The 24,848-nt window shown below is 67.4% G+C and carries 21 protein-coding genes; 15 read left to right on the forward strand and 6 right to left on the reverse strand.

Annotated features, from left to right (window positions below; translation table 11 throughout):
- Positions 1-1,155, reverse strand: a complete 1,155-nt coding sequence (locus tag FGL98_RS11550) for a geranylgeranyl reductase family protein (protein ID WP_146316921.1) — start codon at positions 1,153-1,155, stop codon at positions 1-3.
- 177 nt (positions 1,156-1,332) lie between these two features.
- On the opposite strand from FGL98_RS11550, the gene FGL98_RS11555 reads away from it, so the two are divergent.
- From FGL98_RS11555 to FGL98_RS11575, 5 genes are read left to right on the forward strand one after another with little or no spacing between them, the layout of a single operon-like run.
- The gene (locus FGL98_RS11555) at positions 1,333-2,859 is read left to right on the forward strand and encodes a flavin-containing monooxygenase (RefSeq protein ID WP_146316922.1); all 1,527 of its coding nucleotides are present in this window, start codon (positions 1,333-1,335) and stop codon (positions 2,857-2,859) included.
- On the forward strand, positions 2,856-4,163 hold the full coding sequence (locus tag FGL98_RS11560) for a glycosyltransferase family 4 protein (protein ID WP_186526119.1): 1,308 nt from the start codon (positions 2,856-2,858) through the stop codon (positions 4,161-4,163). Before FGL98_RS11555 ends, FGL98_RS11560 begins: the two co-directional genes overlap by 4 nt.
- Entirely contained in the window at positions 4,160-4,873 is a 714-nt protein-coding gene (locus FGL98_RS11565) for a class I SAM-dependent methyltransferase (protein WP_146316924.1), read from the forward strand. The genes FGL98_RS11560 and FGL98_RS11565 overlap by 4 nt, the downstream gene beginning before the upstream one ends.
- Positions 4,870-5,952, forward strand: coding sequence for a prenyltransferase/squalene oxidase repeat-containing protein (locus FGL98_RS11570; RefSeq protein ID WP_146316925.1), 1,083 nt, complete (start codon positions 4,870-4,872; stop codon positions 5,950-5,952). Before FGL98_RS11565 ends, FGL98_RS11570 begins: the two co-directional genes overlap by 4 nt.
- Positions 5,952-6,590 (forward strand): class I SAM-dependent methyltransferase, encoded by a 639-nt coding sequence (locus FGL98_RS11575; protein ID WP_146316926.1) that lies wholly within the window; start codon positions 5,952-5,954, stop codon positions 6,588-6,590. The genes FGL98_RS11570 and FGL98_RS11575 overlap by 1 nt, the downstream gene beginning before the upstream one ends.
- A 122-nt stretch (positions 6,591-6,712) precedes the next feature.
- Here FGL98_RS11575 and trxA read toward each other — a convergent pair whose 3' ends face one another.
- On the reverse strand, positions 6,713-7,096 hold the full coding sequence (gene trxA, locus FGL98_RS11580) for a thioredoxin (protein WP_146316927.1): 384 nt from the start codon (positions 7,094-7,096) through the stop codon (positions 6,713-6,715).
- A gap of 294 nt (positions 7,097-7,390) precedes the next feature.
- Here trxA and FGL98_RS11585 point away from each other — a divergent pair, with 294 nt between their 5' ends.
- The gene (locus FGL98_RS11585) at positions 7,391-7,846 is read left to right on the forward strand and encodes a cysteine dioxygenase (RefSeq protein WP_146316928.1); all 456 of its coding nucleotides are present in this window, start codon (positions 7,391-7,393) and stop codon (positions 7,844-7,846) included.
- A gap of 96 nt (positions 7,847-7,942) precedes the next feature.
- Here the strand turns inward: FGL98_RS11585 and FGL98_RS25425 are convergent, their stop codons facing one another.
- On the reverse strand, positions 7,943-8,098 hold the full coding sequence (locus FGL98_RS25425; protein WP_186526114.1) for a hypothetical protein: 156 nt from the start codon (positions 8,096-8,098) through the stop codon (positions 7,943-7,945).
- An 82-nt stretch (positions 8,099-8,180) separates the two neighbouring features.
- Between FGL98_RS25425 and FGL98_RS11590 the strand changes: the two genes are divergently transcribed.
- The 4 genes from FGL98_RS11590 to FGL98_RS11605 all read left to right on the forward strand — a co-directional run bounded on the left by FGL98_RS11590 (position 8,181) and on the right by FGL98_RS11605 (position 11,993).
- Positions 8,181-9,107, forward strand: a complete 927-nt coding sequence (locus FGL98_RS11590; RefSeq protein ID WP_186526115.1) for a LysR family transcriptional regulator — start codon at positions 8,181-8,183, stop codon at positions 9,105-9,107.
- Between the two features lie 60 nt (positions 9,108-9,167).
- On the forward strand, positions 9,168-9,965 hold the full coding sequence (locus tag FGL98_RS11595; RefSeq protein ID WP_146316930.1) for a crotonase/enoyl-CoA hydratase family protein: 798 nt from the start codon (positions 9,168-9,170) through the stop codon (positions 9,963-9,965).
- 118 nt (positions 9,966-10,083) lie between these two features.
- Positions 10,084-10,650 carry a winged helix-turn-helix domain-containing protein gene (locus FGL98_RS11600; protein WP_146316931.1) on the forward strand — a complete coding sequence of 189 codons (567 nt, stop codon included), beginning with the start codon at positions 10,084-10,086 and terminating at the stop codon, positions 10,648-10,650.
- Complete coding sequence (locus FGL98_RS11605; RefSeq protein ID WP_186526116.1) at positions 10,650-11,993, forward strand: MFS transporter; 1,344 nt, start codon at positions 10,650-10,652, stop codon at positions 11,991-11,993. Before FGL98_RS11600 ends, FGL98_RS11605 begins: the two co-directional genes overlap by 1 nt.
- Before the next feature lie 46 nt (positions 11,994-12,039).
- Here FGL98_RS11605 and FGL98_RS11610 read toward each other — a convergent pair whose 3' ends face one another.
- The gene (locus FGL98_RS11610; protein WP_146316933.1) at positions 12,040-12,867 is read right to left on the reverse strand and encodes an acyl-CoA thioester hydrolase/BAAT C-terminal domain-containing protein; all 828 of its coding nucleotides are present in this window, start codon (positions 12,865-12,867) and stop codon (positions 12,040-12,042) included.
- Between the two features lie 107 nt (positions 12,868-12,974).
- Between FGL98_RS11610 and FGL98_RS11615 the strand changes: the two genes are divergently transcribed.
- Positions 12,975-15,020, forward strand: a complete 2,046-nt coding sequence (locus tag FGL98_RS11615) for an NAD(+) synthase (RefSeq protein WP_146316934.1) — start codon at positions 12,975-12,977, stop codon at positions 15,018-15,020.
- A gap of 68 nt (positions 15,021-15,088) precedes the next feature.
- On the opposite strand, the gene FGL98_RS11620 is transcribed toward FGL98_RS11615, so the two are convergent.
- Positions 15,089-15,706, reverse strand: coding sequence for a malonic semialdehyde reductase (locus FGL98_RS11620; RefSeq protein ID WP_246136508.1), 618 nt, complete (start codon positions 15,704-15,706; stop codon positions 15,089-15,091).
- Between the two features lie 94 nt (positions 15,707-15,800).
- Between FGL98_RS11620 and FGL98_RS11625 the strand changes: the two genes are divergently transcribed.
- The 3 genes from FGL98_RS11625 (at position 15,801) to FGL98_RS11635 (ending at position 20,438) form a co-directional block, all read left to right on the forward strand.
- Positions 15,801-16,136, forward strand: a complete 336-nt coding sequence (locus FGL98_RS11625) for a winged helix-turn-helix transcriptional regulator (RefSeq protein ID WP_246136509.1) — start codon at positions 15,801-15,803, stop codon at positions 16,134-16,136.
- Between the two features lie 119 nt (positions 16,137-16,255).
- The gene (locus FGL98_RS11630) at positions 16,256-19,501 is read left to right on the forward strand and encodes a DEAD/DEAH box helicase (RefSeq protein WP_246136510.1); all 3,246 of its coding nucleotides are present in this window, start codon (positions 16,256-16,258) and stop codon (positions 19,499-19,501) included.
- A gap of 61 nt (positions 19,502-19,562) precedes the next feature.
- Positions 19,563-20,438, forward strand: a complete 876-nt coding sequence (locus tag FGL98_RS11635) for an SDR family NAD(P)-dependent oxidoreductase (protein WP_146316936.1) — start codon at positions 19,563-19,565, stop codon at positions 20,436-20,438.
- A gap of 50 nt (positions 20,439-20,488) precedes the next feature.
- Here FGL98_RS11635 and FGL98_RS11640 read toward each other — a convergent pair whose 3' ends face one another.
- Positions 20,489-22,483, reverse strand: coding sequence for a hypothetical protein (locus FGL98_RS11640; protein ID WP_146316937.1), 1,995 nt, complete (start codon positions 22,481-22,483; stop codon positions 20,489-20,491).
- Positions 22,484-22,727: 244 nt separating this feature from the next.
- Between FGL98_RS11640 and FGL98_RS11645 the strand changes: the two genes are divergently transcribed.
- Complete coding sequence (locus FGL98_RS11645) at positions 22,728-24,791, forward strand: glycosyltransferase family 39 protein (RefSeq protein WP_146316938.1); 2,064 nt, start codon at positions 22,728-22,730, stop codon at positions 24,789-24,791.
- Positions 24,792-24,848 lie beyond the last annotated feature (57 nt).

Consider the following 24,848-nt stretch of genomic DNA (forward strand, 5'->3'; position numbering starts at 1 on the left):
TCAGAGACGGCCGAGCGCCTGCATTCCCACGCTCACCGAGCAGTGCGCGAACGCATCCGCGAGCGTGATGTCCCCGCGCGTCATCCGGATGAACGCGTCCCAGCCGACCGGTGTGCCGGTGATGAGGCGGTGAAAGAGACCCGGATGCTTCTCGAAGGCATCCAGCGATCGGCGACCCGCGGACATCTCCGCGAGCAGTGTCGGTGCGATCGACCGCCGGTAGGACCGCCCCACCTCGAAGGGGGTGAGCGCCCCGCTGGCTCCCCGTGCGGCAGCCGCGCCGGCCGCAGTGCCGGAGCGGACGGCATACGAGATGCCCTCACGGGTCCACGGCTCGAGCAGGCCGGCCGCATCTCCGGCGAGCAGCACGCGGCCGCAGGACAGTGGTGATCCCGATGCCCGGCAGCGGGTGAGGTGACCCGAGTTCTTGACCTCGCGAAGGCCGTCGAGTCCATACGCGGTGAGCAGTCCACTCAGGTAGCGGCGGGTTGCCTCCGGGTTGCCCTTGCGATGGATGACGCCGACGGTCAGGGTGTCCGCCTTGGGGAAGACCCAGCCGTAGGAGCCGGGTTCGCAGCCCCAGTCGATATGCACCCGCTGGCGCCACTGATCGCCCGGTGGTCGTTCGAGCTCGACCTCGAGGCCGAGATCCACCTGCCGCATCGTGGCCCCGACGTGCCGGGCGATGCGGCTGGTCGACCCGTCGGCACCGATGACATAGCGGGCCGTGATGGGTCCGGCGCCGGTGGCCAGCTCGATGTGGTCGTCGTGCTCGGTCAGGCCGGTGACGGGGGTGCCGAGCATCGACGCGGCGCCGGCGCGGCAGGCACAGGCCAGCAGTGCGGCATCCAGCTCGGTGCGACTGATCAGGGTGAGGATGCGTTTGTCGCTTTCCCGCCAGCGTTGCCTGCGCCCCCGCAGGCTGAACGAGGCGGCGGTGATCTCCTGCTGCACCGGCAGATTCAGCTCGGGAGGCAGATGCGCCAGGGTGACACCGATCAGCCCGCCACCGCAGGTCTTGTATCGGGGGAACTGCGACCGGTCGACGACCAGTGTCTTCGCACCCGCTTGGGCTGCGGCCCGAGCCGCCATGCTTCCGGCCGGTCCGGCGCCCACGACGGCCACGTCATATTTCGCAGGCGCCGGGTTGTGCATAGTCTGTGATGCTAGTCATCCGCGAGAGGGACGACCGAAGCGGGTGGAAGGATGAAGGCGGTGCGGCCGACAGGTCGACCCTTGCGAGAATCCGGCGACACGTTCGCTGGCCGGATATGTGACTGGCGGGTAACTTAGGGGAAGATGCCAGCATCCGGGACAAGAGAAGGTAGGCGTATGGCGCAACTGAAGGACCACTACGACGTGCTGGTGGTCGGCGCCGGGCTGTCCGGGATCAACGCCGGTTACCGACTGCAGACGATGTGTCCCGACAAGGACTACGCCATCATCGAGGCGCGCAGCGCGCTGGGCGGCACCTGGGACCTGTTTCGCTACCCGGGAATCCGCTCCGACTCCGACATGTACACCCTCGGGTTTTCCTTCGAGCCGTGGACCGGCGACAAGTCCATCGCCGACGGAGCCGACATCCTGGCCTACCTCGAGGACACCGCGCACAAGTACGGCATCGACGAGCGCATCGTGTATGAGACCAAGCTGGTCGAGGCCGCCTGGTCCAGTGCGGACGCTCGGTGGACGCTGACCCTGCAGACACCGGACGGGTCGTGTACGGTGACCGCCGACTACACCTACCTGTGCTCCGGCTACTACAACTACGACCAGGGCTACACCCCCGACTTCGACGGCACCGACGACTTCACCGGGCAGATCGTGCACCCGCAGTTCTGGCCGGAAGGCCTTGACGCCATCGGCAAGCGGGTCGTCGTCATCGGGTCCGGCGCCACGGCCATGACGCTGGTGCCCGCGCTCGCCGACGGCGGCGCCCAGGTGACGATGCTGCAGCGATCACCCACCTACGTGATCAGCCTGCCGGCCGAGGACGCCGTCGCCCTGGCGCTGCGCAGACGCCTCGGCCCGCAGCGTGCCTACGACATCACCCGGTGGAAGAACGTCCTCACCTCCCTGGCGTTCTACCAGTTCTGTCAGCGCGCACCGAAGGCCGCCAGCCGGGTGATCCGCAAGGGCGTCATGGCCCAGCTCAAGGACACCGGCATCGACGAACGGCACTTCACCCCCCGCTACAAGCCGTGGGACCAGCGACTGTGTGTCGTGCCGGGTGGCGACATCTTCAAGGCGCTGCGCTCCGGTGACGTGCAGATCGTCACCGACACCATCGACCGGTTCGTGCCCGAAGGGGTGCGGACCACCTCCGGCCAGGTCCTGCCCGCCGACATCGTGATCACCGCGACCGGGCTCAACATGCTGGCGGCCGGCGGCGCCACGATCACGGTGGACGACAAGGAGGTCGACCTCGGCAGCCGTTACATCTACCGGGGCCTGATGCTGGAGGGTGTGCCGAATGCTGCCATGTGCATCGGCTACACGAACGCCTCATGGACTCTGCGATCCGATCTGTCCACCCGGTACTTCTGCAAGTTCATCAACCACGTCAGCGAATCCGGTTACGCCTACGGCTATCCCACGGCCCATCGCACGATGGCCGCCCATCCGGCACTCGATCTGACGTCGGGGTATGTGCAGCGTTCTCTCGCCGACTTCCCCAAGCAGGGCGACCGTCGGCCATGGTTCCTGCGGCAGAACTACGTGCTCGACAGGCGGGACACCAGGGCCGCCGACGTCACTCAAGACATGACCTTCGCCTCACCCCACGAAGTTCTCCCTCGTGCCTCGCTCGACACTTCGCGGGCATCCCGGAAGGCGCAGGACGAGGATTTGGCAGGGTGAGTCCTTTACGAGTGGCACTGTCCTCATACCGCTCCAAGCCGCACTCCGGCGGCCAGGGCGTCTACATCCGAAACCTCTCCCGGGAGCTGGTCGCGCTCGGCCACCACGTCGAGGTGTTCAGTGGGCCGCCCTACCCCGAGCTGGATGACGGGGTGCTGCTGACCAAGCTGCCCAGCCTCGACCTCTACCGGCCCGAAGATCCGTTCCGGCGGCCCGGCATACGCGAGTTCCGTTCGGGCATCGACATGCTCGAGTTCGCCACGATGTGCAGCGCGGGGTTCCCCGAGCCACGCACCTTCAGCCTGCGACTGTCGCGGATGCTGCGCCACCGCATTGCCGACTTCGACATCCTGCACGACAATCAGACGCTCGGACCTGGCATCCTGGACCTCGAGCGCCGGGGTATGCCGTTGCTCACGACGATCCACCACCCGATCACCAGGGACCGACGGCTCGAGCTCGCCGCTGCGCAGGGCTGGCAGCGACTGACCAAGCGTCGCTGGTACGGATTCGTGCAGATGCAGCGGCGAGTCGCCGCTCGCAGCGCCCACCTGCTCACCGTGTCGGAGCGGTCGGCCGGTGACATCGCCGCCGACTTCGCCGTGCCACGCGAGCGGCTGCGCATCGTCCCGGTCGGGGTGGATGTCGATCGGTTCCGTCCGAGCGACGTCCCGCGGGTGCCCGGCCGGCTGGTCACGATCGCCAGTGCCGATGTGCCGCTCAAGGGCCTGTCGGTCCTGGTGAGTGCGCTCACACATCTCGACCCCGCCCTCTGGAGTGAGCTGGTGGTCGTGGGCACGCCGAGCGACACGACCAGCAAGGCGCTGGCCGAGGCCGGTCTGCTGGACCGCGTCCAGTTCCGCTCGGGCCTGACCGAGGACGACCTCGCAGCACTGCTGGCATCAGCACAAGTGCACCTGGTTCCTTCGCTGTACGAAGGGTTTTCGCTGCCGGCGGTCGAGGCGATGTCCTGCGGCACACCCGTGGTCGCCTCGGATGTGGGTGCGCTGCCGGAGCTGGTGAAGGGGGGCGCCGGTGAGCTCGTGCCGGCCGGTGATCCGATAGCGCTCGCGGCCGCAGCGCAGCGACTGCTGCGCACGCCCGGGCAGCGTGCCCGGATGGGAGCGGTGGGCCGGCAACGCGCAATGGACACGTACAGTTGGCGATCCGTGGCCACCGCGACGGCCGAGATCTACACCGAGGTCATCGCAGCTACCCGTACGATGCCAGCGGGGCCCCCACGAAGTACCGAGCGGAGCCTGCGGAGTGAGGACTTCGTGGGGCGAGAGGAGCACACGTCATGATCACTGTCGATTTCGACACCTTCACGATCGAGCCCGGGATGACGGTGCTCGACGTGGGATGCGGGCAGGGCAGGCACTCGTTCGAGGCCTACCGCCGCGGAGCCCACGTCACGGCATTCGACATGAATGAGACAGACCTCGCCGACGTGAAGTCGATGTTCGTGGCCATGGACGTCGAGGGCCAGGTGCCCGTGGATGCCACCGCCGATGTGCGACACGGCGACGCGCGGGACATGCCCTTCAAGACCGGCAGTTTCGACCGGGTGATTGCCTCAGAGATCCTCGAGCACATCCACGAGGACGAGACAGCGATGCAGGAGATCGCCCGTGTCGTCAAGCCCGGCGGCCTCGTCGCCGTCACGGTGCCGCGCTGGTGGCCCGAGCAGATCTGCTGGAAGCTGTCCGACGCCTACCACGAGGTGGAAGGCGGTCACGTGCGGATCTACCAGGGGTCGCAGCTGATCGAGCGACTCGAGCGCACCGGCCTCGAGGTCATCGGCCAGCACCATGCGCACGCGTTGCATGCCCCCTACTGGTGGCTGAAGTGCGCGGTCGGGCCGGACAACAACAACTTTGCCACGCGGGCCTACCACCGCCTGCTGGTCTGGGACATGATGAAGGCACCGGCGGTCACCCGGCTGGCCGAGCGCAGCCTCAACCCGCTGATCGGCAAGAGCTTCGTCGTCTACCTGCGCAAGCCGGTCTCATGAGCCCACGCACCGCTGAACGTCTTGACCTGCCAGGCATCCTCAGTGCCGAACAGGCCCGCCGCACAGGCGACTTCATCGCCTCCCAGCAGCAGGTCGATGGGTCGATCCCCTGGTATGCCGGTGCCCAGTTGGATCACTGGGATCACATCGAGGCGGCGATGGGCCTGACCGTTGTCGGTCGGTATGCCGAGGCGCAGCGGGCCTTCGACTGGTCGGCGGCGGCACAGCGTCCGGATGGGTCCTGGCCGATGGTCATGCGCGGCGGCAGCATCGAAAATGCGTGTGCCGACACCAACCAGAGCGCCTACCTCGCCGTCGGGCTGTGGCACTTCCATCAGGTCACCGGTCGCACGCAGGTGCTGGCCCGCCTGTGGCCGGCCGTGGAGCGGGCGCTGAACTTCGTGGTGCGCACCCAGCGCCCGGACGGTGCGTTGGCCTGGGCGGTCACGCCCGATGGTCGTCCTGACGCCTTCGCCCTGCTGACCGGGAGCGCCAGTGCTGCGCAGTCTCTGGAGTGCGGTCTGCAGATCGCCGCCGCGCTCGGCCACGACCGCCCGCGGTGGCGCTGGGCACGAACCCGGCTGGCGCAGGCGCTGGCCGACCCATCCGCATACGACAGGGTGTTCGCCGATCGGGCACGGTTCTCCATGGACTGGTACTACCCGATGCTGACCGGAGTGCTGCGCGGTGAGGCGGCCCAGGTGCGGTTGCGGGAGTCATGGGACGCGTTCGTCTGGCCCGGCCACGGAGTGCGCTGCGTGAGCGATCAGCCGTGGGTCACGGCCGCGGAGTCTGCCGAGTTGGTGGCCGCCCTGGACGCCATGGGGGACTCGGACCGGGCGCTGGTGGTGCTGGCGGACCTGCAGTCGCTGCGCGACGAGGACTCGGGCGGATATTGGACCGGCCGCAACGTCGTCAACGACGTCGTCTGGCCGCGGGAGCAAACGGCCTGGTCCGCGGCGGCGGTGCTGCTCGCGGTCGATGCGCTCACCGGTTCAACTGGTGGATCGCCGCTCTTCGCAGACGCCGGATCGTGCGACGATGAGCTCCCCGAGGTGAGCGACGGAGCGGCAAGCTGATGGCACTATCCGAGCACCTGGCCAAGGTCGTAGCCGAGACCCCTGGCTTCATGCCGGTGGACGAGGGCGAGGCACTGCACGAGGCGGCCCTGCGGGCGAATCCCGGCACCTGGCTGGAGATCGGCACCTACTGCGGCAAGTCGACGCTGCTGCTCGGTGACGCGGCGCGTCGCGTGGGTGCGCAGCTGGTCACCGTCGACCACCACCACGGGTCCGAGGAGAACCAACCGGGGTGGGAGTGGCACGACGAGTCGCTGGTGGACGACCGCACCGGCAAGCTCGACACCCTGCCGCGGTTCCGCCCGGTCCTCGACGAGCTGGAGGACTGCTGCTCGGCGGTGGTCGCCCGCACGGAAGTCGTGGCGCAGTGGTGGAGCTCGCCGATCGAGCTGCTCTTCCTTGACGGCAACCACACCGAACCGATTGCGCTGCACGACTACCGGTCATTCGCGCGGCATCTGACCCCCGGCGCGCTGCTGATCGTGCACGACGTCTTTCCCAACCCCGATGACGGGGGTCAGGCACCCTGGCATGTGGTCGAGTCCGCCATGCACAGCGGTGGGTTCGGGCAGGTTTCGGTGCACGGTTCGCTGCGGGTGCTGCGCCGGCTCTCGTTCGACGCCTTCACCACCGCCTGACCTGCGCGGGCTCGCTGGAGTGTCACCGACCGCTCGCAGGCCACCCCTGGGCGGGGTCGTAGGCCCTACCTCATGACGCGGGAAGACACCGCAACCCGGTGGTCCGGACTGAACTGCCCGGCTCAGTTCTGCGAGGCGTCGCCCTGCTGCTCTTCCTCGGCGATCTTGGCGTGGATCTCGTCCATCGGCAGCTCCCGCACCTGCTTGATCAGGTCGGTCAGCATCGGCTCGGGCATCGCGCCCGCCTGAGCAAACACCATCACGCCCTCACGGAACGCCATGATCGTGGGAATCGAGCTGATATTGAGGGCCTGGCCAAGTTCGTGCTCGGCGTCGGTGTCCACCTTGGCGAACACGATGTCGTTGTGCTGCTGCGACGCCGACTCGAAGACGGGGGCGAACTGTTTGCACGGACCGCACCAGTCGGCCCAGAAGTCGACCAGCACGATGTCGTTGTCCGTGACAGTGCTGGTGAAGGTGTCGGTGGTCAATGCCTGGGTGGCCACATCTGCTCCTAGCGTTGAGGTCATAGGCGACAACGTCTGGAGCCGGTAAAGATTCCCGGCGGTGCGCCGATTACTTTCGGGGCGCGTTCCACATAGCAAGATCACAGCCAAACCATTTGATGACGCCAGCCTCCCGTGTTCAACTACGGGCATGTCTTCGAAAGCCACGTATCTGCGAATGCGCGCCATCACGCGCCCTCGCACGTGGCATCGCTGCCTCGTCTGAGCGCACGCATCACCTGCGCGCACCCCGGCAGCATCCTTTCGACTTCCTCTTCATCGGAGACGCACCTCATGAGCACCACCCCATCGGTCGGCATCAGAAGCTTCACCCGAGATCAGCTGATCCGGATGGCTCAGCTGTTTGCCGGAGACCCCGATCTCACCCGGCTGATCGACACCACGGCGACCGAGCGCACGCGCCATGAGCTGGCCTCGACGCCGCACCTGGAGGTCTGGGTGATGACGTGGCCACCGGGCGTCAGCACGGGGTGGCACGACCACGGCGACGTCGCCGGTGCCTACGTGGTGCTGTCGGGCGCGTTCCGTGAGTCGGCGTGGTCGGGCGGCGCGGTGCACTCGCGTGAGCTGTCCGCGGGCGACGAGCGCTCCTTCGCGGCCGGGCACTTGCACGATCTGGCCAATGTGGGTGACGGCTTCGGCTTGACGATCCACGCCTACTCACCGGCGCTGACGCAGATGACGCCATATGAATGGGTGGATGGGAAGCCGGTGCCGATCGCGCTCTGACGACGCGAGCCACCGCATACGAAGCGGCGCCCACGTGACCCGGTCACGGGGGCGCCGCTTTGATGTCGTCGGGACAGTCGGACGGGGCGGAGGCCGTCACGCGCGACGTCGGTCGGAACCCTCCCACTTTTCGTTGATCATGTTCAGCCGCAGCTCCTGCAGATACTGCTGCTCCTGCCACTGGTTGCGCAGGACTCCGGCGAATCGGACTGCGAGGTTCTTACGGGTCCTGGGGTGCTGTGTCGTCTTCATGACCTCAATGATCCATCAATCAACTAGTTAGCACAAGTCAAGATTGCTGTATGTATATGTAGCAATGCTGTATGGTTATATCATGCTCGACACCAACAGATTGCGGGTCTTCCGGGCCGTGGTTGCCAGCGGTTCGGTGGGTGCTGCGGCCACCCATCTGGGCTACACCCCGTCCGCCATCAGCCAGCAGATCGCCGCGCTGCAACGCGAGACGGGGCTGACTCTCTTCGAGAAGTCCGGGCGCGGGATCACCGCGACCGCGACCGGTCGGGTGCTGGCTGCCGAGAGCGACGAGCTGATGGGCAATCTCTCCCGCCTGTCCGCCCTGGTCGATGATCTGCGGGACGGCCGGTCGATCGGTCTGTCGATCGGTTGCTTCGCCTCCGCCGGGCAGATCTGGATGCCGCCGGTGGCCAAGGCGCTGCGTGAGGAGTTCCCCGACGCGCTGGTCACCTTCAACCTGAACGAGCTGGGCGAACCGTCCCTGGGGCATCGTCCCGAGATCGACGTGCGGACCGAGGCGATCGACGGTCCGGTGATGACCCTGCCGGGGCACGAGCGACATGTGCTCCACGAGGAGTCCTACTACCTGGTCATGCCGCGCGATCATGCGCTGAGCGATCGAGAGGAGATCCCGTTGTCGTCCATTGCCCAGGAGCCCTGGGTCGACAACGACAGGTCGGACAGCACATGCAGCAAGATCGTCGCCAGGGCGTGCCGCGCGGCCGGCTTCTCGCCCCGGTATGTCGCACGATGCGAAGATCACTACACCGCCATTGCGATGGTTGGCGCCGGCGTCGGCGTCACCGTGCTGCCGCGGCTGCCGTTGGTGCGTGTCACCGAGGACGTGACCTTCGCCCGGCTGGTCGAGCCGGAACCTCGCCGGCGGATCGTGGCGATTGTGCGGGATGGGGTGCGGTCCTCGCCTGTCGCCGCACGGGCCCTCGAGCTGCTTGATCACGCGGCCGCGCAGCAGCACGACACCGGCCGCGTGCGGGTGGGCGACTGATCCATCGACCGAGCCCGGACGGGCAGCGTGTCGGCCGTGATCCCTGGTTAGGCTTCGGGCATGTCGAACCTGATCAGTTGCAAGGTGGCCGACGGCGTGGCGGATGTGCGTCTCAATCGCCCGGACAAGCTCAACGGTCTGACGATGGACATGCTTCGCGGCCTGGCGAGCACGGCGCGCGAGCTGCGCGGTGACCGGAGCCTACGCGCCGTCATCATCTCCGGCGAGGGTGAGTCATTTTGTGCCGGGCTGGACTTCGCGTCCGTATCGAGCAGTCCGTCGCAGATTCCCCTCGGCATGATCCCGATGCCGTGGCGAGGCACCAATGCGTTCCAGGAGGCGTGCTGGGCCTGGCGTCGCGTGCCGGCTCCGGTCATTGCCGCGGTGCACGGGCACTGCTTCGGCGGCGGCCTGCAGATTGCGATGGCCGCGGACTTCCGGATGACCACGTCCGACGCGAAGTGGTCCGTGCTGGAAGGCAAGTGGGGGCTGATTCCGGACATGACCGGCATCCGGTCGCTCGCGGAGCAGATCGGCATGGAAGCGGCCAAACGGCTCACCATGACTGCGGAGACCATCTCGGGCGAGCGCGCGCACGAGCTCGGCCTGGCGGGCACGCTGAGCAGCGACCCCCGGGCCGACGCGCGCGAGCTCGCGGACCAGCTGGCGCTGCGCTCCCCGGACGCGGTCGCGGCCGCCAAACGTCTCTTCAACTCGCGGTGGAACTCCAGCCCGCGTCGCACCTTCGCGCGCGAGCGGCTGGAGCAGGTCTTCCTGCTGGCATCCCGCAATGCGAAGGTCGCGCGAACCGCCGGGCTGAAGAAGCAGGTGCCGGTCTTCGGACCTCGCGCCCACTAGCCCCGGGGTGAGCTCCGCATCCTCGAGAAGCGAGACCTCGCCGCTGTCTCGCGCGGTCCACAGAAACGGTCGCACCAACCTATTGAAAGAAACCTTTCGATAGGTTTAGTATCGCAACATGTCTTTCGATGGACGGCGACTACGCACCGCCGGTGAGCTCAAGGCCCTGGCGCACCCGCTGCGCATGGATATCATCGAGCAGCTCTCGATCAACGGCGCGATGACCGCCAGTGAGCTCGGCGACGCACTCGATGAGACCCCGGCGAACTGCTCGTGGCACCTGCGCAAGCTCGCGGAGCACAAGTTCGTCGAGGAGACGCACGATGGTCATGGGCGACGCAGGCCATGGCAGATGACGAGGATCGGCGTGAGCTTCCACGCACTCGATGCTGACGAGCCGGGTGCTGCGGTCTTCAACAGGACTGCCCGCGCGTTGCAGTCCCTCATGGTGGAGCGAGAGGTCGCACGGTTCGAGCACAATGCTCAGGCGGAGGACGACTGGGACCTGGGCGCATCGCAGTCCGCGACCTACCTCACGCGTGAGGAGGCAGCGTCGCTGGCGGGGCGGATCCTGGAGTTGCTGATGGAGCATCGTGGCCGGCTGACCGGCGACGAGCCCGTGCCCGAGGGGGCCAGCCTGGTCTACATGCTCAGCCTGCTGAGCGCCGACACGGGAGCCGAATGATGAAAACTGCGTTCGCGATCCCAGCTTTCCGCAGACTCTTCGTCGCTCTTGCGGCCACGATGGTCGCCGACTCGGTGCTGATGTTGACCTTCGGCATCTGGGTCAAGTCCTTGACCGGTTCGAGTGGCGCCGCGGGGCTGACACTCTTCTGGGTCGCCGTGCCGTCGGCGGTGGCCCCAGCACTTGGCTGGGTGGTCGACCAGTTCCCCCGGCGGGCCTTTCTGCTCGCTGGATACCCACTTGCCGCAATGTCGTTGCTCCCACTGGCCCTCGTTCATGGGCCCGATCGAGTGTGGATCATCTACACCGTCGCCTGCGCGTATGGTGTCGCCCTGGTCATGCTTCCAGGCGCGGTCACCGGGCTGCTAAAGCTGATCGTCCCGGAGGAGACGCTGGTCCACGCGAACGCCTCGACCAGCAGCTTCCGTGAAGGGATGCGGCTCTTCGGCCCACTCGGAGGGGCCACGCTCTACGCGGCATTCGGAATGGACGCAGTGGTGATCCTGGTCCTCTGCGCGTATGCCGTGGCAGTGGTCGCGATGCTCACGCTCCGTGTCGAGGGCGATGCAGTCCAACCGCCGGAAATGCACTGGCGCATGGAGTTTGTCGCCGGTCTCGCGCATGTGCACCGTGACAAGGTGCTCTGGTATCCGCTCCTCGGCATCGCGGGGACGATCTTCGCCTTCGGGTTCATCGAGTCGCTGATCTATGCGATCGCCGACGCGTTTGGTAAACCGCCGACCTTTGTGGCGGTGATCGTGACTGTGCAAGGTGTCGGGGCACTGGCCGGTGGTCTCACGTCCGGCATGATCATCACGCGCATCGGCCATATCCCCGCCATCGTGATGTCGCTGTTTCTCTTTGTGATCTCGCTCGCCATGATGGCGGCTGCGCCGAACATCCTGGTCATTCTGGCCGGTGCGATCCCCGTCGGCTTCGGGCTGCCGGTGCTGGTCGTCTCGATCAACACCCTGATCCAGGTGCGCACGCCGAACCGGCTGATGGCACGCGTCTCCACCACCAGTGATGCACTGGTGGGCATCCCGCAGATCATCGCGCTCGCCGTCGGCGCCGGCCTGGTGTCGATCGTGCCATTCCGGTTCATGCTGACGGGGATGGCGCTGATCATGCTGGCCATCGCCGTGCTCCTCGGGCTCTGGGCCTGCCGGCCCGCGACGCACACCCTGATCGCCACCAAACTCACCCCCGAGAAGTCACCAACAGCACCCGAGAAGTCACCAACAGCACCCGAGAAGTCACAAATCACCCCCGAGAAGTCACCAACAGCACCCGAGAAGTCACAAATCACCTCCGAGAAGCGAGTTGTTTCCACCGAACCGTGAGTTGAGTGCACGTGAGAAGCGACGTGTGTCCCTTCGCAGCGGGAGTTCAGGGGTGCAGGTCGAGCGCAGCCACGATCGCCGGCCAAGCCAGGCGGCCCAGGTGTGCGTTCGCCTCGGGCGTGCCACCGCGGGCCATCCGAGCGCCGGCGACCACCTCGCTCTCGCCGGGAAGGGTGACCCGATGTCCGGCACTGCGATCCGTGATGACGGTGGTCGGCAGGCCATGCTCTGCTCGCCGATCGGAGCACGCGGCAGCGAACTGCACCGAGGGCCAGACCTGATCGTCCCCACCCGCCACCAGCACGACCGAACCGGCGATTCGCTCAACCGGGATCGTCGCAGCCGGAACGCAATCGGCATACGTCCTCAGGCTCTGCCGGTAGCACTCGGCGTATGCCGGTGGGTCGCTGTCCGGCTCCCACCTCTCGTCGAACGGGACGTATGCCGTGGGCTTGCCGCCCAGTGTCCACTGCGATGTCTGCCGGGTCGGCTGGTGGCTCGTGTCCACGCCGGCCCAGACGACGCTGCTGGGCGCGAAGCCGATCGTGGCGGTCACGCGCCGATCGTGTGCGGAGGTGAGCAGGGCGGCTTCGGCGCCGAATGACAGCCCAACCACTGCGAGCCGGTCGCACATCGGCGCCAAACGGTCCAGTGCGCCGAAGAACAGCTCCAGCGGCACCTCATACGGCTCGGGCTGTAGGCCCGGACCGTCGAACCAGCGGATCGCCATGGCCGTCGCACCGTGCGCCGCCAGCACCCGCGCGCGGCCGTGATCGATGCGACCGCTCGATCCGCCGAGCACAAGCACTCCGCACCCACCCGGTTCAGCGGGATGGACAAGGAGTCCTTCGGGGTCGCGCAACGTCTCTTCCACGCGCTCAATCTAGCGACCGGCGACCGCATGCAGGTGACTTCTCGAGTGCAGATGGTGACTTCTCGGGTGCTATTTGTGACCTCTCGGAGGGATGGGAGGATGTGCCCGTGGACTTCTACTCGGCCTATCACCAAGGCTTCGCGCGCATCGCTGCGTGCACCGTGCCCACCTCGATCGCGGACCCGCACACGAATGCCGTGATGGTCGTCGAGCAGCTGCAGCAGTGCCATGACGACGGGGTGGCCGTGGCGGTGTTTCCAGAGCTGTGCCTGAGTGGGTATGCGATCGACGATCTGCTGCTGCAGGCTGTGCTCCTGGATGCGGTGGAGGAGGCGATAGCGACCGTAGCCGAGGCGACACAGACGCTGCGTCCACTGGTGCTCGTCGGCGCACCGATACGCCGCGGCCATCGCGTGTTCAACTGCGCCGTTGCTATTCACCGAGGTGAGGTGCTCGGCGTAGCCCCCAAGTCGCTGATCCCCAACTACCGCGAGTTCTATGAGAAGCGGTATTTCGCCGCCGGAGACGACCAGCAGGGGCAGACCATTGCACTGTGCGGCGCGACCGTGCCGTTCGGACCCGACCTGCTCTTCGAGGCAGTGGACCTCGCCGGGCTGACCGTGCATGCCGAGATCTGCGAGGACATGTGGGTGCCGATCCCCCCGAGCTCAGTGGCTGCGCTCGCCGGAGCAACCGTGTTGGCGAACCTCTCTGGCAGCCCGATCACCGTGGGACGAGCGAGTGTCAGGCACACGCTGTGCCAGGCACAGTCTGCGCGCTGTCTCGCCGCCTACGTGTATGCCGCGGCCGGCCCGGGCGAGTCGACCACGGATCTGTCCTGGGACGGCATGACGATGGTCTACGAGTGCGGGGGACTGCTCGGGGAGACTGCACGATTCCCCGATGGTCCGCGCCGCACCGTTGTCGACGTCGATCTCGACCGCATCCGACAGGACCGATTGCGGGATGGGTCGCTCGACGACAACGCCCGCACGAACGCGGCGACAGCGCAGTCCTTCCGCACTGTCGGGTTCCGGGTCGACCCACCGATCGGTGACATCGGCCTGCTGCGCAAGGTCGACCGGTTCCCGTTTGTGCCAGAGAATCCCGATCAGCTCGCCCAGGACTGTTTCGAGGCCTACAACATCCAGGTCTCCGGGCTGGTGCAGCGACTACGAGCCATCGGTCAGCCCAAGATCGTCATCGGGGTGTCCGGTGGCCTCGACTCCACACACGCGCTGATCGTCGCGACCCGGGCCATGGAGGTGCTGGGCCGCTCCCACCGGGACATCCTCGCCTATACCATGCCCGGCTTCGGCACCGGCGACAAGACCAAGTCGTATGCCACCCGGCTGGCCGAGGCACTGGGAGTCACCTTCGAGGAGCTGGACATTCGGCCTGCGGCAATGCAGATGTTGAAAGACATGGACCACCCGTTCGCGCATGGCGAGAAGGTCTACGACATCACCTTCGAGAACGTGCAGGCCGGTCTGCGCACCGACTACCTCTTCCGGATCGCCAACAATGAGAACGGCATTGTTCTTGGCACCGGCGATCTGTCGGAGCTCGCGCTGGGCTGGTGCACCTACGGTGTGGGCGACCAGATGTCTCACTACAACGTCAACTCCGGGATCCCGAAGACGTTGATACAGCATCTGATCCGCTGGGTTGTCGAGTCGGAGCTCTTCCACGGCTCGGTGCTGGACACTCTTGAGGACATCGTGGATGAAGAGATCACCCCAGAGCTGATCCCGGCGGACGCCGAAGGGCAGACGCAGTCGACCGAGGCCAAGGTCGGCCCCTACGCGTTGCAGGACTTCAACCTTTTCCACGTGTTGCGTCAAGGCTTCCGGCCGAGCAAGATTGCCTTCCTGAGCTATCACGCGTGGCGCGATGCGGCGGTGGGAGACTGGCCGGCGGGCTACCCAGAGTCCAAGCGAACGGCCTACGACCTGGCGGAGATTCGCGGGTGGCTGGAGCTCTTCATCAGGCGATTCTTCGGATTCAGCCAGTTCAAACGGTCCGCAATGCCCAACGGCCCCAAGGTGGTGGCTGGCGGCTCACTCTCGCCGAGGGGCGACTGGCGTGCGCCGTCCGACGGGAACGCGGCAGCCTGGCTCGTCGAGCTCGAGCGCGAGATGCCGAAGGACTGAGCTGGCAGGCTGGCCGAAAACGGAAGTGCGCACACCCTGCGGCCCGGGTATGCGCACTCTCGCGATGATCAGAGGTACTGCACGACGTCCTCGTGCTCCAGGCGCGGCAGTCGGTCGAACCACGGGTCGGTGCCGGGGTGGCCGATGTTGACGACCAGCACGGACGCGAGTCGGCCGTCGGCGAAGAACTCGCGGTCCAGGGTCTCGCGGTCGAACCCGCCCATCGGGCCGGCGGCCAGTCCCTGGGCTCGCACGGCGAGCAGGAAGTAGCCGACCTGAAGTGCAGAGTTGAAGGTGCTGACCTGGTCTCGGCCGGCAGCGTCGTCCTCGAAGGCCTCGCGCATCTGGGCGCGGGCGGGGAAGACCGTGGGGATGTGCTCGTGGAAACGGGTGTCGCGCGCGAGGATGGCCACGGCCGGCGCAGACGCCGTCTTGTCCTTGTTGCCGTCGGCCAGGTGCGGGAGCAGGCGGGCCTTGCCCTCCGGCGTGCGCACGTAGACCACGCGCAGCGGCTGGAAGTTGGCCGCGGTCGGGGGCCATTGGGCCAGGTCCCAGATGCCGGCAAGTTCGTCATCGGTGACGGGGGTGGAGTCGAACGTGTTGGCGGTGCGTGCCTGCGTGAACAGCATGGCGCGGCCGGCCTCGTCGAGTCGTTCCATCTGACGCGTGGATGTGATGGTGGTCACAGCACTTCCTTTCCAAGGGTAACTAGCAAGAACAATGCTACTTCTAAAATAGGAGTAACGCCATTTCGGCAAGCGGTCGCGTAGGATTGGCCCTGTGGAGAGTTGTGACCAGACGCATGAGCCGCGGATGTGTGACGCGGCGCTCAAGCGTGCCTTCACCTTCCTCGGCAAGCGCTGGAACGGCATCATCCTGGCCACGCTGCAGGCTGGACCCGCCGGGTTCACCGAGCTGCGGCGGGCCGTCAGTGGGATCAGTGACTCGGTGCTTGCAGACCGGCTGGCCGAGCTGGTGGCCGTCGGCCTGGTGCAGCGGGTCGTCACGGAAGGCCCGCCGGTCTCCGTGCACTACAACCTGACCGAGCGCGGTCGCGCACTGCTGCCGACCCTGGAGGAGCTCACCACCTGGGCCGAGGCCAACCTGCCGGTCTGACCCGCCTACCTCTGGCACCCACCCGCAGGCGTATGCCGCGTGGCACCGTCGCCGGGCAGCTGTCCACATTCGGGCGGGACGACTTCGCGACTGTCGGCGGGTCGCGTTACGGTCGATCAGTGACGACGTCTCCCGGTTTCAGCGTTCAGGGGGCAGACTGGCTGCGCCATGTGACGGATGAGGCGATCGAGGACCAGGTCGGCACCGGGAGCCTCCAGCGGGCCCGGCAGTACGCGCGCTCCGGGATGGTCGAGTCGATCAACACCGGCGACCGCGGGCGGATGCTGCTGGCCACCGTGTCCGGCAGCAGATCCCGGCCCTACACCAGCATGGTGACCCTCGCCTCAGACGCGACGACGCCGCAGTGGGTCTCGCGCTGCTCCTGCCCGATGGCGGTGGACTGCAAGCATGTGGCCGCCCTGCTGCTGGTTGCCCGTGAGCACGTGGGGGGTGAGCTCGACGGGGTGTCCGATGAGCTGGCCTGGCGCAAGTTCGTGGGTGCGTTGCTCGAGGACATCGACGGGGCGGGTCCCGCCGGCGCCGCGCGGCTGGGCCTGCGTTTCGTGGTGAAGCAGGGGCACGGTTTCCGCGTCGACAGTCTGCCCCAGCCGCAGATCGAGCTGATGGCCTGCAAGATGAACCGCACCGGTCGCTGGGGCGTCAAGCAGATGTGGGACGAGGCGCGCGTCGCGGGGTACGGCTACAGCCGCGAAGACCTCGATCGGTCCCAGGCCAGCGCGATCAGTGCGCTGCAGCAGGTGCTGGGCAGCAGCGCCGAGTTCATGACCTACGGCAGGAGTCGGATGTTGCAGGAGTCCGGTCCGGCCGTCTGGGACGCGCTGCGGGCCGTCCGGGACTCCGGCGTCGAGCTGCTGCCCGGCGTCAACGAGCCGGGCGAGGTGCGGCTGCTGGACCGCCGGCTGCGGCCGCAGGTGGAGTTCACCACCGCGCCGGACGGCACGGTCCGCGGCGGGGTGCATCTGGGCCTGGACACCGACGGCGACCTGGTGATGATCGGCGACCCCGTGCATGGCGTGGCTGTGGTCGACGACTCGGGCATCGCGCTGATCGGCTTCGACCGCCCGGCCTCGGCAATGACGTCGGCCCTGCTGCGGCACGGTGACCTCACGATCCCGGCGCAGGATGCCGACGAGTTCCTCGACCTCTACTACCCGCGCCTCGCGCGGCTGATGCCCGACGCGCAGGCCGACGATGCCGCGACGACCGGCCGGGTCCAGCTGCAGCTGACACTGGTTTCCCCGCAGGAGCACACGGTGCAGGTCACCGCCCACATGCTGTATGCCGGGCGGCACCAGCAGCCGGTCTCGCTCGACTATCTGGACCGCACCCGTGACCGGGTCGCCGAGCGCGAGCTGGTCGAGCGGCTGGAGCCGGCGCTGCACGAGGCCGGCCTGCTGGAGATGGTCGGCGGGCTGGGCTGGTGGCCGGCCAGTGAGCGCACCGTCTCCGGCTGGCAGGCCGTCCGGCTGCTGCAGGTGGTCGAGGAGCTGAGGCGCTCCGATGACGTGCGAGTCGAGATCAAGGGCGAGCTGCCGGCCTTCGAGCAGAGTGAGGCCACCCCGTTGATCGAGGTCGGCACCGCCGACGGTGACGACCCGGACTGGTTCGACCTGCATGTCAGCGTGACGCTCGACGGCGAGGAGGTGCCCTTCGAGCCGTTGTTCCACGCCCTGGTGCGCGGCGAAGAGGTCATGCTGCTGGACTCAGGCACCTGGTTCTCGCTGGACCACCCCGCCCTGGTGCGGCTGCGCGAGCTCATCCGGGAGGCGCGCGAGATCGCCGACCGGGAGTCCGATGGCTTGCGGATCAACCGGTTCCACCTGGGCCTGTGGGAGGAGCTGGTCGACCTGGGCATCGTCGGTCAGCAGAGCAGCACCTGGGAGCGAGCGGTGGGGCGGCTCGCCGACATCGACGAGTTCAGCGCCCCGCCGGTGCCGGCCGGCTTGCAGGCGACGCTTCGCCCCTACCAGCTCGAGGGCTACTCCTGGCTGTCCGCGCTCTGGGACTGCGGTCTCGGCGGGATCCTCGCGGACGACATGGGTCTCGGCAAGACCGTGCAGGCGCTCGCCGCGCTGGTCCGCGCCCACGAGGCCGGTGAGCTGGACCGTCCGGTGCTCGTGGTGGCGCCCTCCTCGGTGGTCGGCACCTGGGTGAACGAGGCGGCCAAGTTCGCACCCGGCATACCCGTCACGGCTCTGACCCAGACCAGCCGCAAGCGTGGCACCTCCGTCAGCGAGGCGGCCGACGATGCCCGGATCGTCGTCACCTCGTACGCCGTGCTGCGCCTGGACGCCGACGCGTTCCGGCAGGTCGACTGGCGGGGTCTGCTGCTGGACGAGGCGCAGTCCGTCAAGAACCACCAGTCGAAGACCTTCCAGGCGGCCAAGCGGATCGGTGCACCGTTCACGTTGGCGATCACCGGCACCCCGCTGGAGAACTCGCTGATGGACCTGTGGTCGCTGCTGTCGCTGTCCGCGCCCGGTCTCTATCCGAAGCCCGACGTCTTCGGCCAGGCCTATCGCAGGCCGATCGAGAACGGCAGCGCGCCCGAGCTGTTGGACCAGCTGCGTCGGCGGATTCGGCCGCTGATGCTGCGACGCACCAAGGACCAGGTGGCAACGGACCTGCCGGACAAGCAGATCCAGCGTCTCGACGTGTCGATGACGCCACGGCACGACCAGGCCTACCGGCGTCAGCTGCAGCGTGAGCGGCAGCGGGTGCTCGGCCTGCTGGAGGATGTCGACGGCAACCGGGTGGCGATCCTCGCGTCACTGACCCGGCTGCGGCAGCTGGCGCTGGACCCCCGGTTGGTCGACGACGACTACTCCGCGACCGAGCGTTCGGCGAAGCTGACGGTGCTGGTCGAGCAGCTGACCGAGCTGGCGCAGGAGGGGCACCGCGCGCTGGTCTTCAGCCAGTTCACCTCCTACCTTCGGCTGGCCGAGCAGGCGCTTGCCCAGGCCGGGGTGACCACGGCCTACCTCGACGGGTCGACCCGCAAGCGGCAGCAGGTGATCGACGGGTTCAAGTCCGGTGACCAGACCGCCTTCCTGATCTCGCTCAAGGCCGGCGGGGTCGGGCTGACCCTGACCGAGGCGGACTACGTCTTCGTGCTGGACCCGTGGTGGAACCCCGCCGCCGAGGCGCAGGCGATCGATCGCGCGCACCGCATCGGCCAGGACAAGCCGGTCACCGTCTATCGGCTGGTGTCGCGCGACACGATCGAGGAGAAGGTGGTCGCCCTGCAGGAGCGCAAGCGGGACCTGTTCACCCGCGTCGTCGACGAGGGCGGCGCGCTCTCGGGCGCGATCACCGCGGCCGACATCCGGGCGCTCTTCGACTGATGGCCGGATTGGTTACCCGTCAGTATGGCGCTGAGGCTCCCGGGTCCGTAGGGTCGGTGACATGAAGAATCCGTTTCAATCAGAACCCAAGTCGTACGCCGGCGCACGCACCCTGGTCACCGGAGGCTGCTCCGGGCTCGGGCTGGAGCTGAGCCGGTTGCTGGTCGCCGACGGCGCGAAGGTGCTGGTCGTCGACCAGCATGTGCAGGCGCCGGAGGGCACGCTGCCGGCCGGTGTCGCCTACCGCCAGGTGGATGTGCGCTCCGACGAGCAGTGGGACGAGACGCGGCACTGGGTCGAGAGCAACTGGGGTGGGCTGGACCTGTTGGTCAATAACGCGGGCGTTGCGGCCGGTGGCCGGATCGATGTGCTGTCGATGGACGACTGGAAGTGGATCATCGACATCAACCTGCTCGGGGTCGTGCGCGGCTGTCGCACCTTCGTGCCGCTGATGAAGGAGGCCGGGTCGGGCCACATCGTGAACACGGCGTCGCTCGCCGGGTTGGTGCACGCCCCGTCGATGTCGTCCTACAACGCGGTCAAGGCGGGCGTCGTTGCGGTGTCGGAGACGCTGCGGCACGAACTCGCGCCGTGGCAGATCGACGTGTCGGTGATCTGCCCGTCGTTCTTCCGCACCAACCTTGCGCAGTCGCTGCAGGGCAAGGACGTCGAGATGGAGCAGGCCGCCGTCGACCTGATCAACAAGGCGCCGCGCTCTGCCGAGCAGGTGGCGCGTGCGGCATACGCCGGCATGCGGACCCGCCGGTTCATCATCCTCACGGACCCGGACGGGCGGATCGCCTACCGCGCCAAGCGTTATGTGCACCCGGTCTATGAGCGGGCGATGATGGCGAGCGGCAAGCGCGTCGCGAAGGGCAAGCCGGCCACGCCTGCGGTGCTGGACAAGCTGCAGCAGCTCGGCAGCCGGAAGAAGTAGCGCTCCGAGCCGAGCGCGGCCCGGAGCGGCCACCGAGCGCAGGACGCTGCTCAGCCCAGGTTCCGGCGCGCGAGCACGTCACCGATTCGACTGAGGTCGGCGGCGAGCTGTGCCTGCTCGGCCACCGAACCGATGTCGTGAACGTCGATCGTGCGGATGTCCTCACTCTGCCGGATCCGCAACCGGCTGACGGGGGACTGAGTTGCCGCAGCAAGGTGCTCGTTGGTGAGCTGCACCCGCAGCGGATCGAGCGTTGCGAGCCGGGGGAGCAAGCGCGCGCGCACCGGGTCAGGGTCCCACAACGGGTCAGCGGGTCGGCCGAGCTGGGACAGTAGGGTATCGGCGACCGCAGCCACGGCCGGCAGTTGCCGGGTTGCTCCACGGAGCTGCTCCTTCAAGAAGGCCACGATGCAGCCGAGCCGGGCATCGTCCAGCCCGTCGACCCGCTCGGGTGTCCCCTCGAGGCTGGCCTCGACTGTCGCGTCCGCCGGTTGCCGCCCTCCGATTTCACCGGACTCACGACACCGCACCTGCACTTCCACAGCAAAGTTGCTGGATCCGAGGGAGTTCTCAAGCGTCAGCTGGGCACCGTTTGTGACGACCGACACGGTCTCCTTGGAGGCAAGCGGCAGCCAGCTGTCCGCCAGTGAGGTTACCTCGTACAGCCATGCGTTGGTGTAGGTCTCGACGACAATCTCCTTGTTGACACCATCCGGCACGAGTACCCCGCTGATCATCCACTCGAAGCGGGGCGCGATGAAGCCGATCGCAGTCGCCGTGACCCGCTGACGCTGCCGCTCCAGCGAGATGGTGAACGGAAACTGTCTTGGTTCGCAGTGCGGGAGCGGGAACATCTTGGTTCCGCTCCGGTGCGGCACGGACTCGAGGACCTCCGCGTCGGCGGCAGCGAGTGACACGTGTCGTGCCTGAACCTGTGCGGCGGTGACCCGCGGGGGTGTCGCGACTCTGGGCACCTTCGGGGTGTAGCCGACACGGAAGAAGGAGTAGATCGGTCTCGGCGTTGCCGAGCCGTCCTCGAAGACATTGATGTTGTGCCGCACGACATTCCGATGGGCGACATCGCCGTCGTCGAACGTCATACTGACCTCATCGCAACCGGTTTCGCTGCCAGGGGTGTTCGGGTCGTAGACCTGCAGGGTGACCTGGTGCGCATGGGCCTCGTAGGCGTAGACGAGCACCTGGTGACACTTGCCGACATCCCAGGGGAGTAATGACTTGACTGTCTGCAGCGTCAGCAGGGCCGGCCGTCCGGCGTCGATGTCTGCACGTACCAACGGCCACTCCTGATGCGCCATCACCGCCGCGCGACCCGCCGCGAGTCCGAGCACCGACAGCACGTTCTCGTCGGTGTCCGGGTACAGCGGGTTCATGAGCTTGAGAAGCAGCGTGACGTTTTCGACGGAGAAGGTGTCGAAGAGTCGGTCGACGAGGTGAAGGAAGAGCGGGTCCTGCTCACCGGCCGGCGGGTTGACGGTGCCAGGGATCTGCATGCCGGCGGCGAAGTAGTCGGCGGCAGCAAGGCACATCCCGCCACACAGGCCGTTGGCTGCCGTGCCGTACTTGAAGTCCAGAATCGAGCCCCGCAGCGGTGGCAGCGAGTAGGGAACGTCGGGCCACGAGTTGGTGAACTTGAACGCGTCACGGCTGGGCAGGAAGTCGGTCGCCACGCGCCCGGCATCACGCAGGTAGAAATGTGCCACACCGTGGTTGCCCTGCGTCACGGTGAAGAACGCGTAGTGTCCGATGTCCGTGTTGGTGTTGCAGCCGGTCGAGCCCTTGAAGGGGTTGTCCCAGTGCACGTAGAGCGTGTTCCCTGGGTAACCGCCGATCTGGTAGGTCGTACGAGCTTCCGTTCCGGTCATGAACCCAGCGGACTGGGAGCCCATCGTCGCGGTCGAGAACGGTGCGATCGACTCAGGTGGGCGTCGAGCGCCCCACTTGCCGCCGGGCACGTTGTCGGACATTCGCGTCAGCGTCGCCGATGTCTCGTTGTGGATGAAGACCTGCATCGATATCGTGGGCATCTTCCCGATCTCCTGAGTCGTCGGTCTCGCGCCCTCGGCCAGGGCGTTCGACTGACCACCACGATCCGCGGTCGAAGCGGATAGAACATCCCCCAGACGGGGGAGTGCGGGACGGCCCGGGTTACGGACCTAGTGGTTGCGCAAGGTCGCTTCTCCTGCGATGGCGGCGCTCGCGAACGGGTCATGGGGCGGTGAGGGCCACCACACAGTGAGCCCTTAGGGCGGCCCGGCAGGGTCCGCTGTTATGAATACGTTGCCGGTGCAAGCGTTGTCTCAGGCGGCCAGTGGCTCCTCGCCCGCCCCGCGCGAGAAGACGTCGAGGGCGAGCAGTTTCTGGCGTGGCCACCTCGAGGATCCGGCGTGGGGCAGGCCGGCGCTACTGGGCCTGCTGGCACTGACCGGCATCGCCTACTTCTACAACCTGACTGCCAGTGGTTGGGCCAACGACTTCTATTCCGCTGCGGTGCAGGCGGGTTCAAGCAACTGGGAGGCGTTTTTCTTCGGCTCGTCCGACGCCGCGAACTCCATCACGGTCGACAAGCCGCCGGCCGCCCTCTGGATCATGGCCCTGTCGGTGCGGGCCTTCGGGCTCAGCGCGTTCAGCATCCTGATGCCGCAGGTCCTGATGGGCATCGCGACCGTCGGGGTGCTGTATGCCGCGGTGCGTCGCTACTTCGGGGTCCAGGCCGGGCTGATTGCCGGGGTGGTGCTCGCGCTGACACCGGTGGCTGCGCTGATGTTCCGCTTCAACAACCCCGATGCGCTGCTCGTGCTGCTGATGACCCTTGCGGCGTACGCGACCTTGCGGGCGACCGAGTCGGGCAGGTTGAGCTGGATGATCGGCGCGGGCGTGGCGCTTGGTCTGGGCTTCCTCACCAAGACGCTGCAGGTCGCGCTGGTGGTGCCGTTCCTCGGGATCGGATTCCTCATCGCGGCCCGCGGCACGTTGCGCCGCCGCATCGTCGGGGCCGTGGTCGGTGTCGTGGCCCTGGTGCTCTCGGCCGGCTGGTGGGTTGCGCTCGTGCAGCTGATCCCCGCGGACAAGCGGCCGTACATCGGTGGCAGCCAGAGCAACTCGTTCCTTCAGCTGACCTTCGGGTACAACGGTTTCGGGCGCATCACCGGCAATGAGACCGGCTCGGTGGGCGGCGGAGGTGGTGGCGGCAACTCCGGCGGCATGTGGGGCCAGACCGGCATCGCCAGGATGTTCGGGTCGGAGTTCGGCGGTCAGATCTCGTGGCTGATCCCAACGGCCCTGGTCCTGCTGGCCGTCGGCCTCGTCCTGCGGGGGCGTCGCCCGCGCACCGACCTGCGCCGAGCGGCATACCTGATGTGGGGTGGCTGGCTCCTGGTCACCGCACTCACCTTCTCCTTCATGTCGGGGATCATCCACCCGTACTACGCGGTGGCGCTGGCGCCGGCCGTCGCCGCGCTCGTCGGCATGGGCTCGGTCGAGGCGTGGGAGCATCGTCACAGCTCGGTCGGGGCCATCGCACTTGCTGTGGCGACCGCGGTGGCCGCGACCTGGTCCTTCGTCCTGCTGAGTCGCACGACGGCCTACGGTGACTGGCTGCGGATCAGCGTGCTGGCGATAGGGCTGTCGGCTGCGCTCTTGCTGCTGGCGATTCGGTGGGTGCACCGCAAGGCCGTGGCCGTGATCGTCGGGGCGGCGCTTGCCAGCGGCCTCGCCGGGCCGGCGGCCTACACCGTCACCACCGTGAGCGAAGGGCACTCGGGGTCGATCGTCTCGGCCGGTCCGAGCGCCGGCGGCGGGGCCGGCATGGGCGGCGGTATGCCGGGGCGCGCGGGCGCGGGCCGTCCCGGTGGTAGTGCCGCGGGTGGTGGTGCAGCCCGGGCGGCGCGTCGTGGGCCGACCGGGGCGACGGGCAACGGGCCCGGCACCACTCAGGGTCGCGGCGCTCGAAGTTTCGGCGGTGGCGGCCTGCTCGGCGGCACGACACCGAGCGCGAAGGTGATCGCGGCGCTGCGCAAGGATGCGTCGAAATACACCTGGGTGGCGGCGGCGATAGGCAGCCAGACGGCAGCGAGTCTGCAGCTGGGAGTCCAGCGGCCGGTCATGCCGATCGGTGGCTTCAACGGGAGCGACCCGTCGCCGACGCTCCCCCAGTTCAAGGCCTACGTGGCGGCGGGCAAGATCCACTACTTCGCCGCGAGCAGCGGGATGGGTGGCTCGCAGATGGGCGGGTCACATGCGGCGGGCCAGATCACCTCATGGGTGGAGTCGCACTTCACGAAGGTCACGATCGGTTCGATGACGTTCTACGACCTGACTTCGCCCACCAGTTGACCGATCCCGCCGAGTGGAGCACCGATGTCCTGCGACATAACACCTCGAGTGGAGCGC

Source organism: Leekyejoonella antrihumi, assembly GCF_007845645.1.
GTDB classification, from domain to species: Bacteria; Actinomycetota; Actinomycetes; order Actinomycetales; family Dermatophilaceae; genus Leekyejoonella; species Leekyejoonella antrihumi.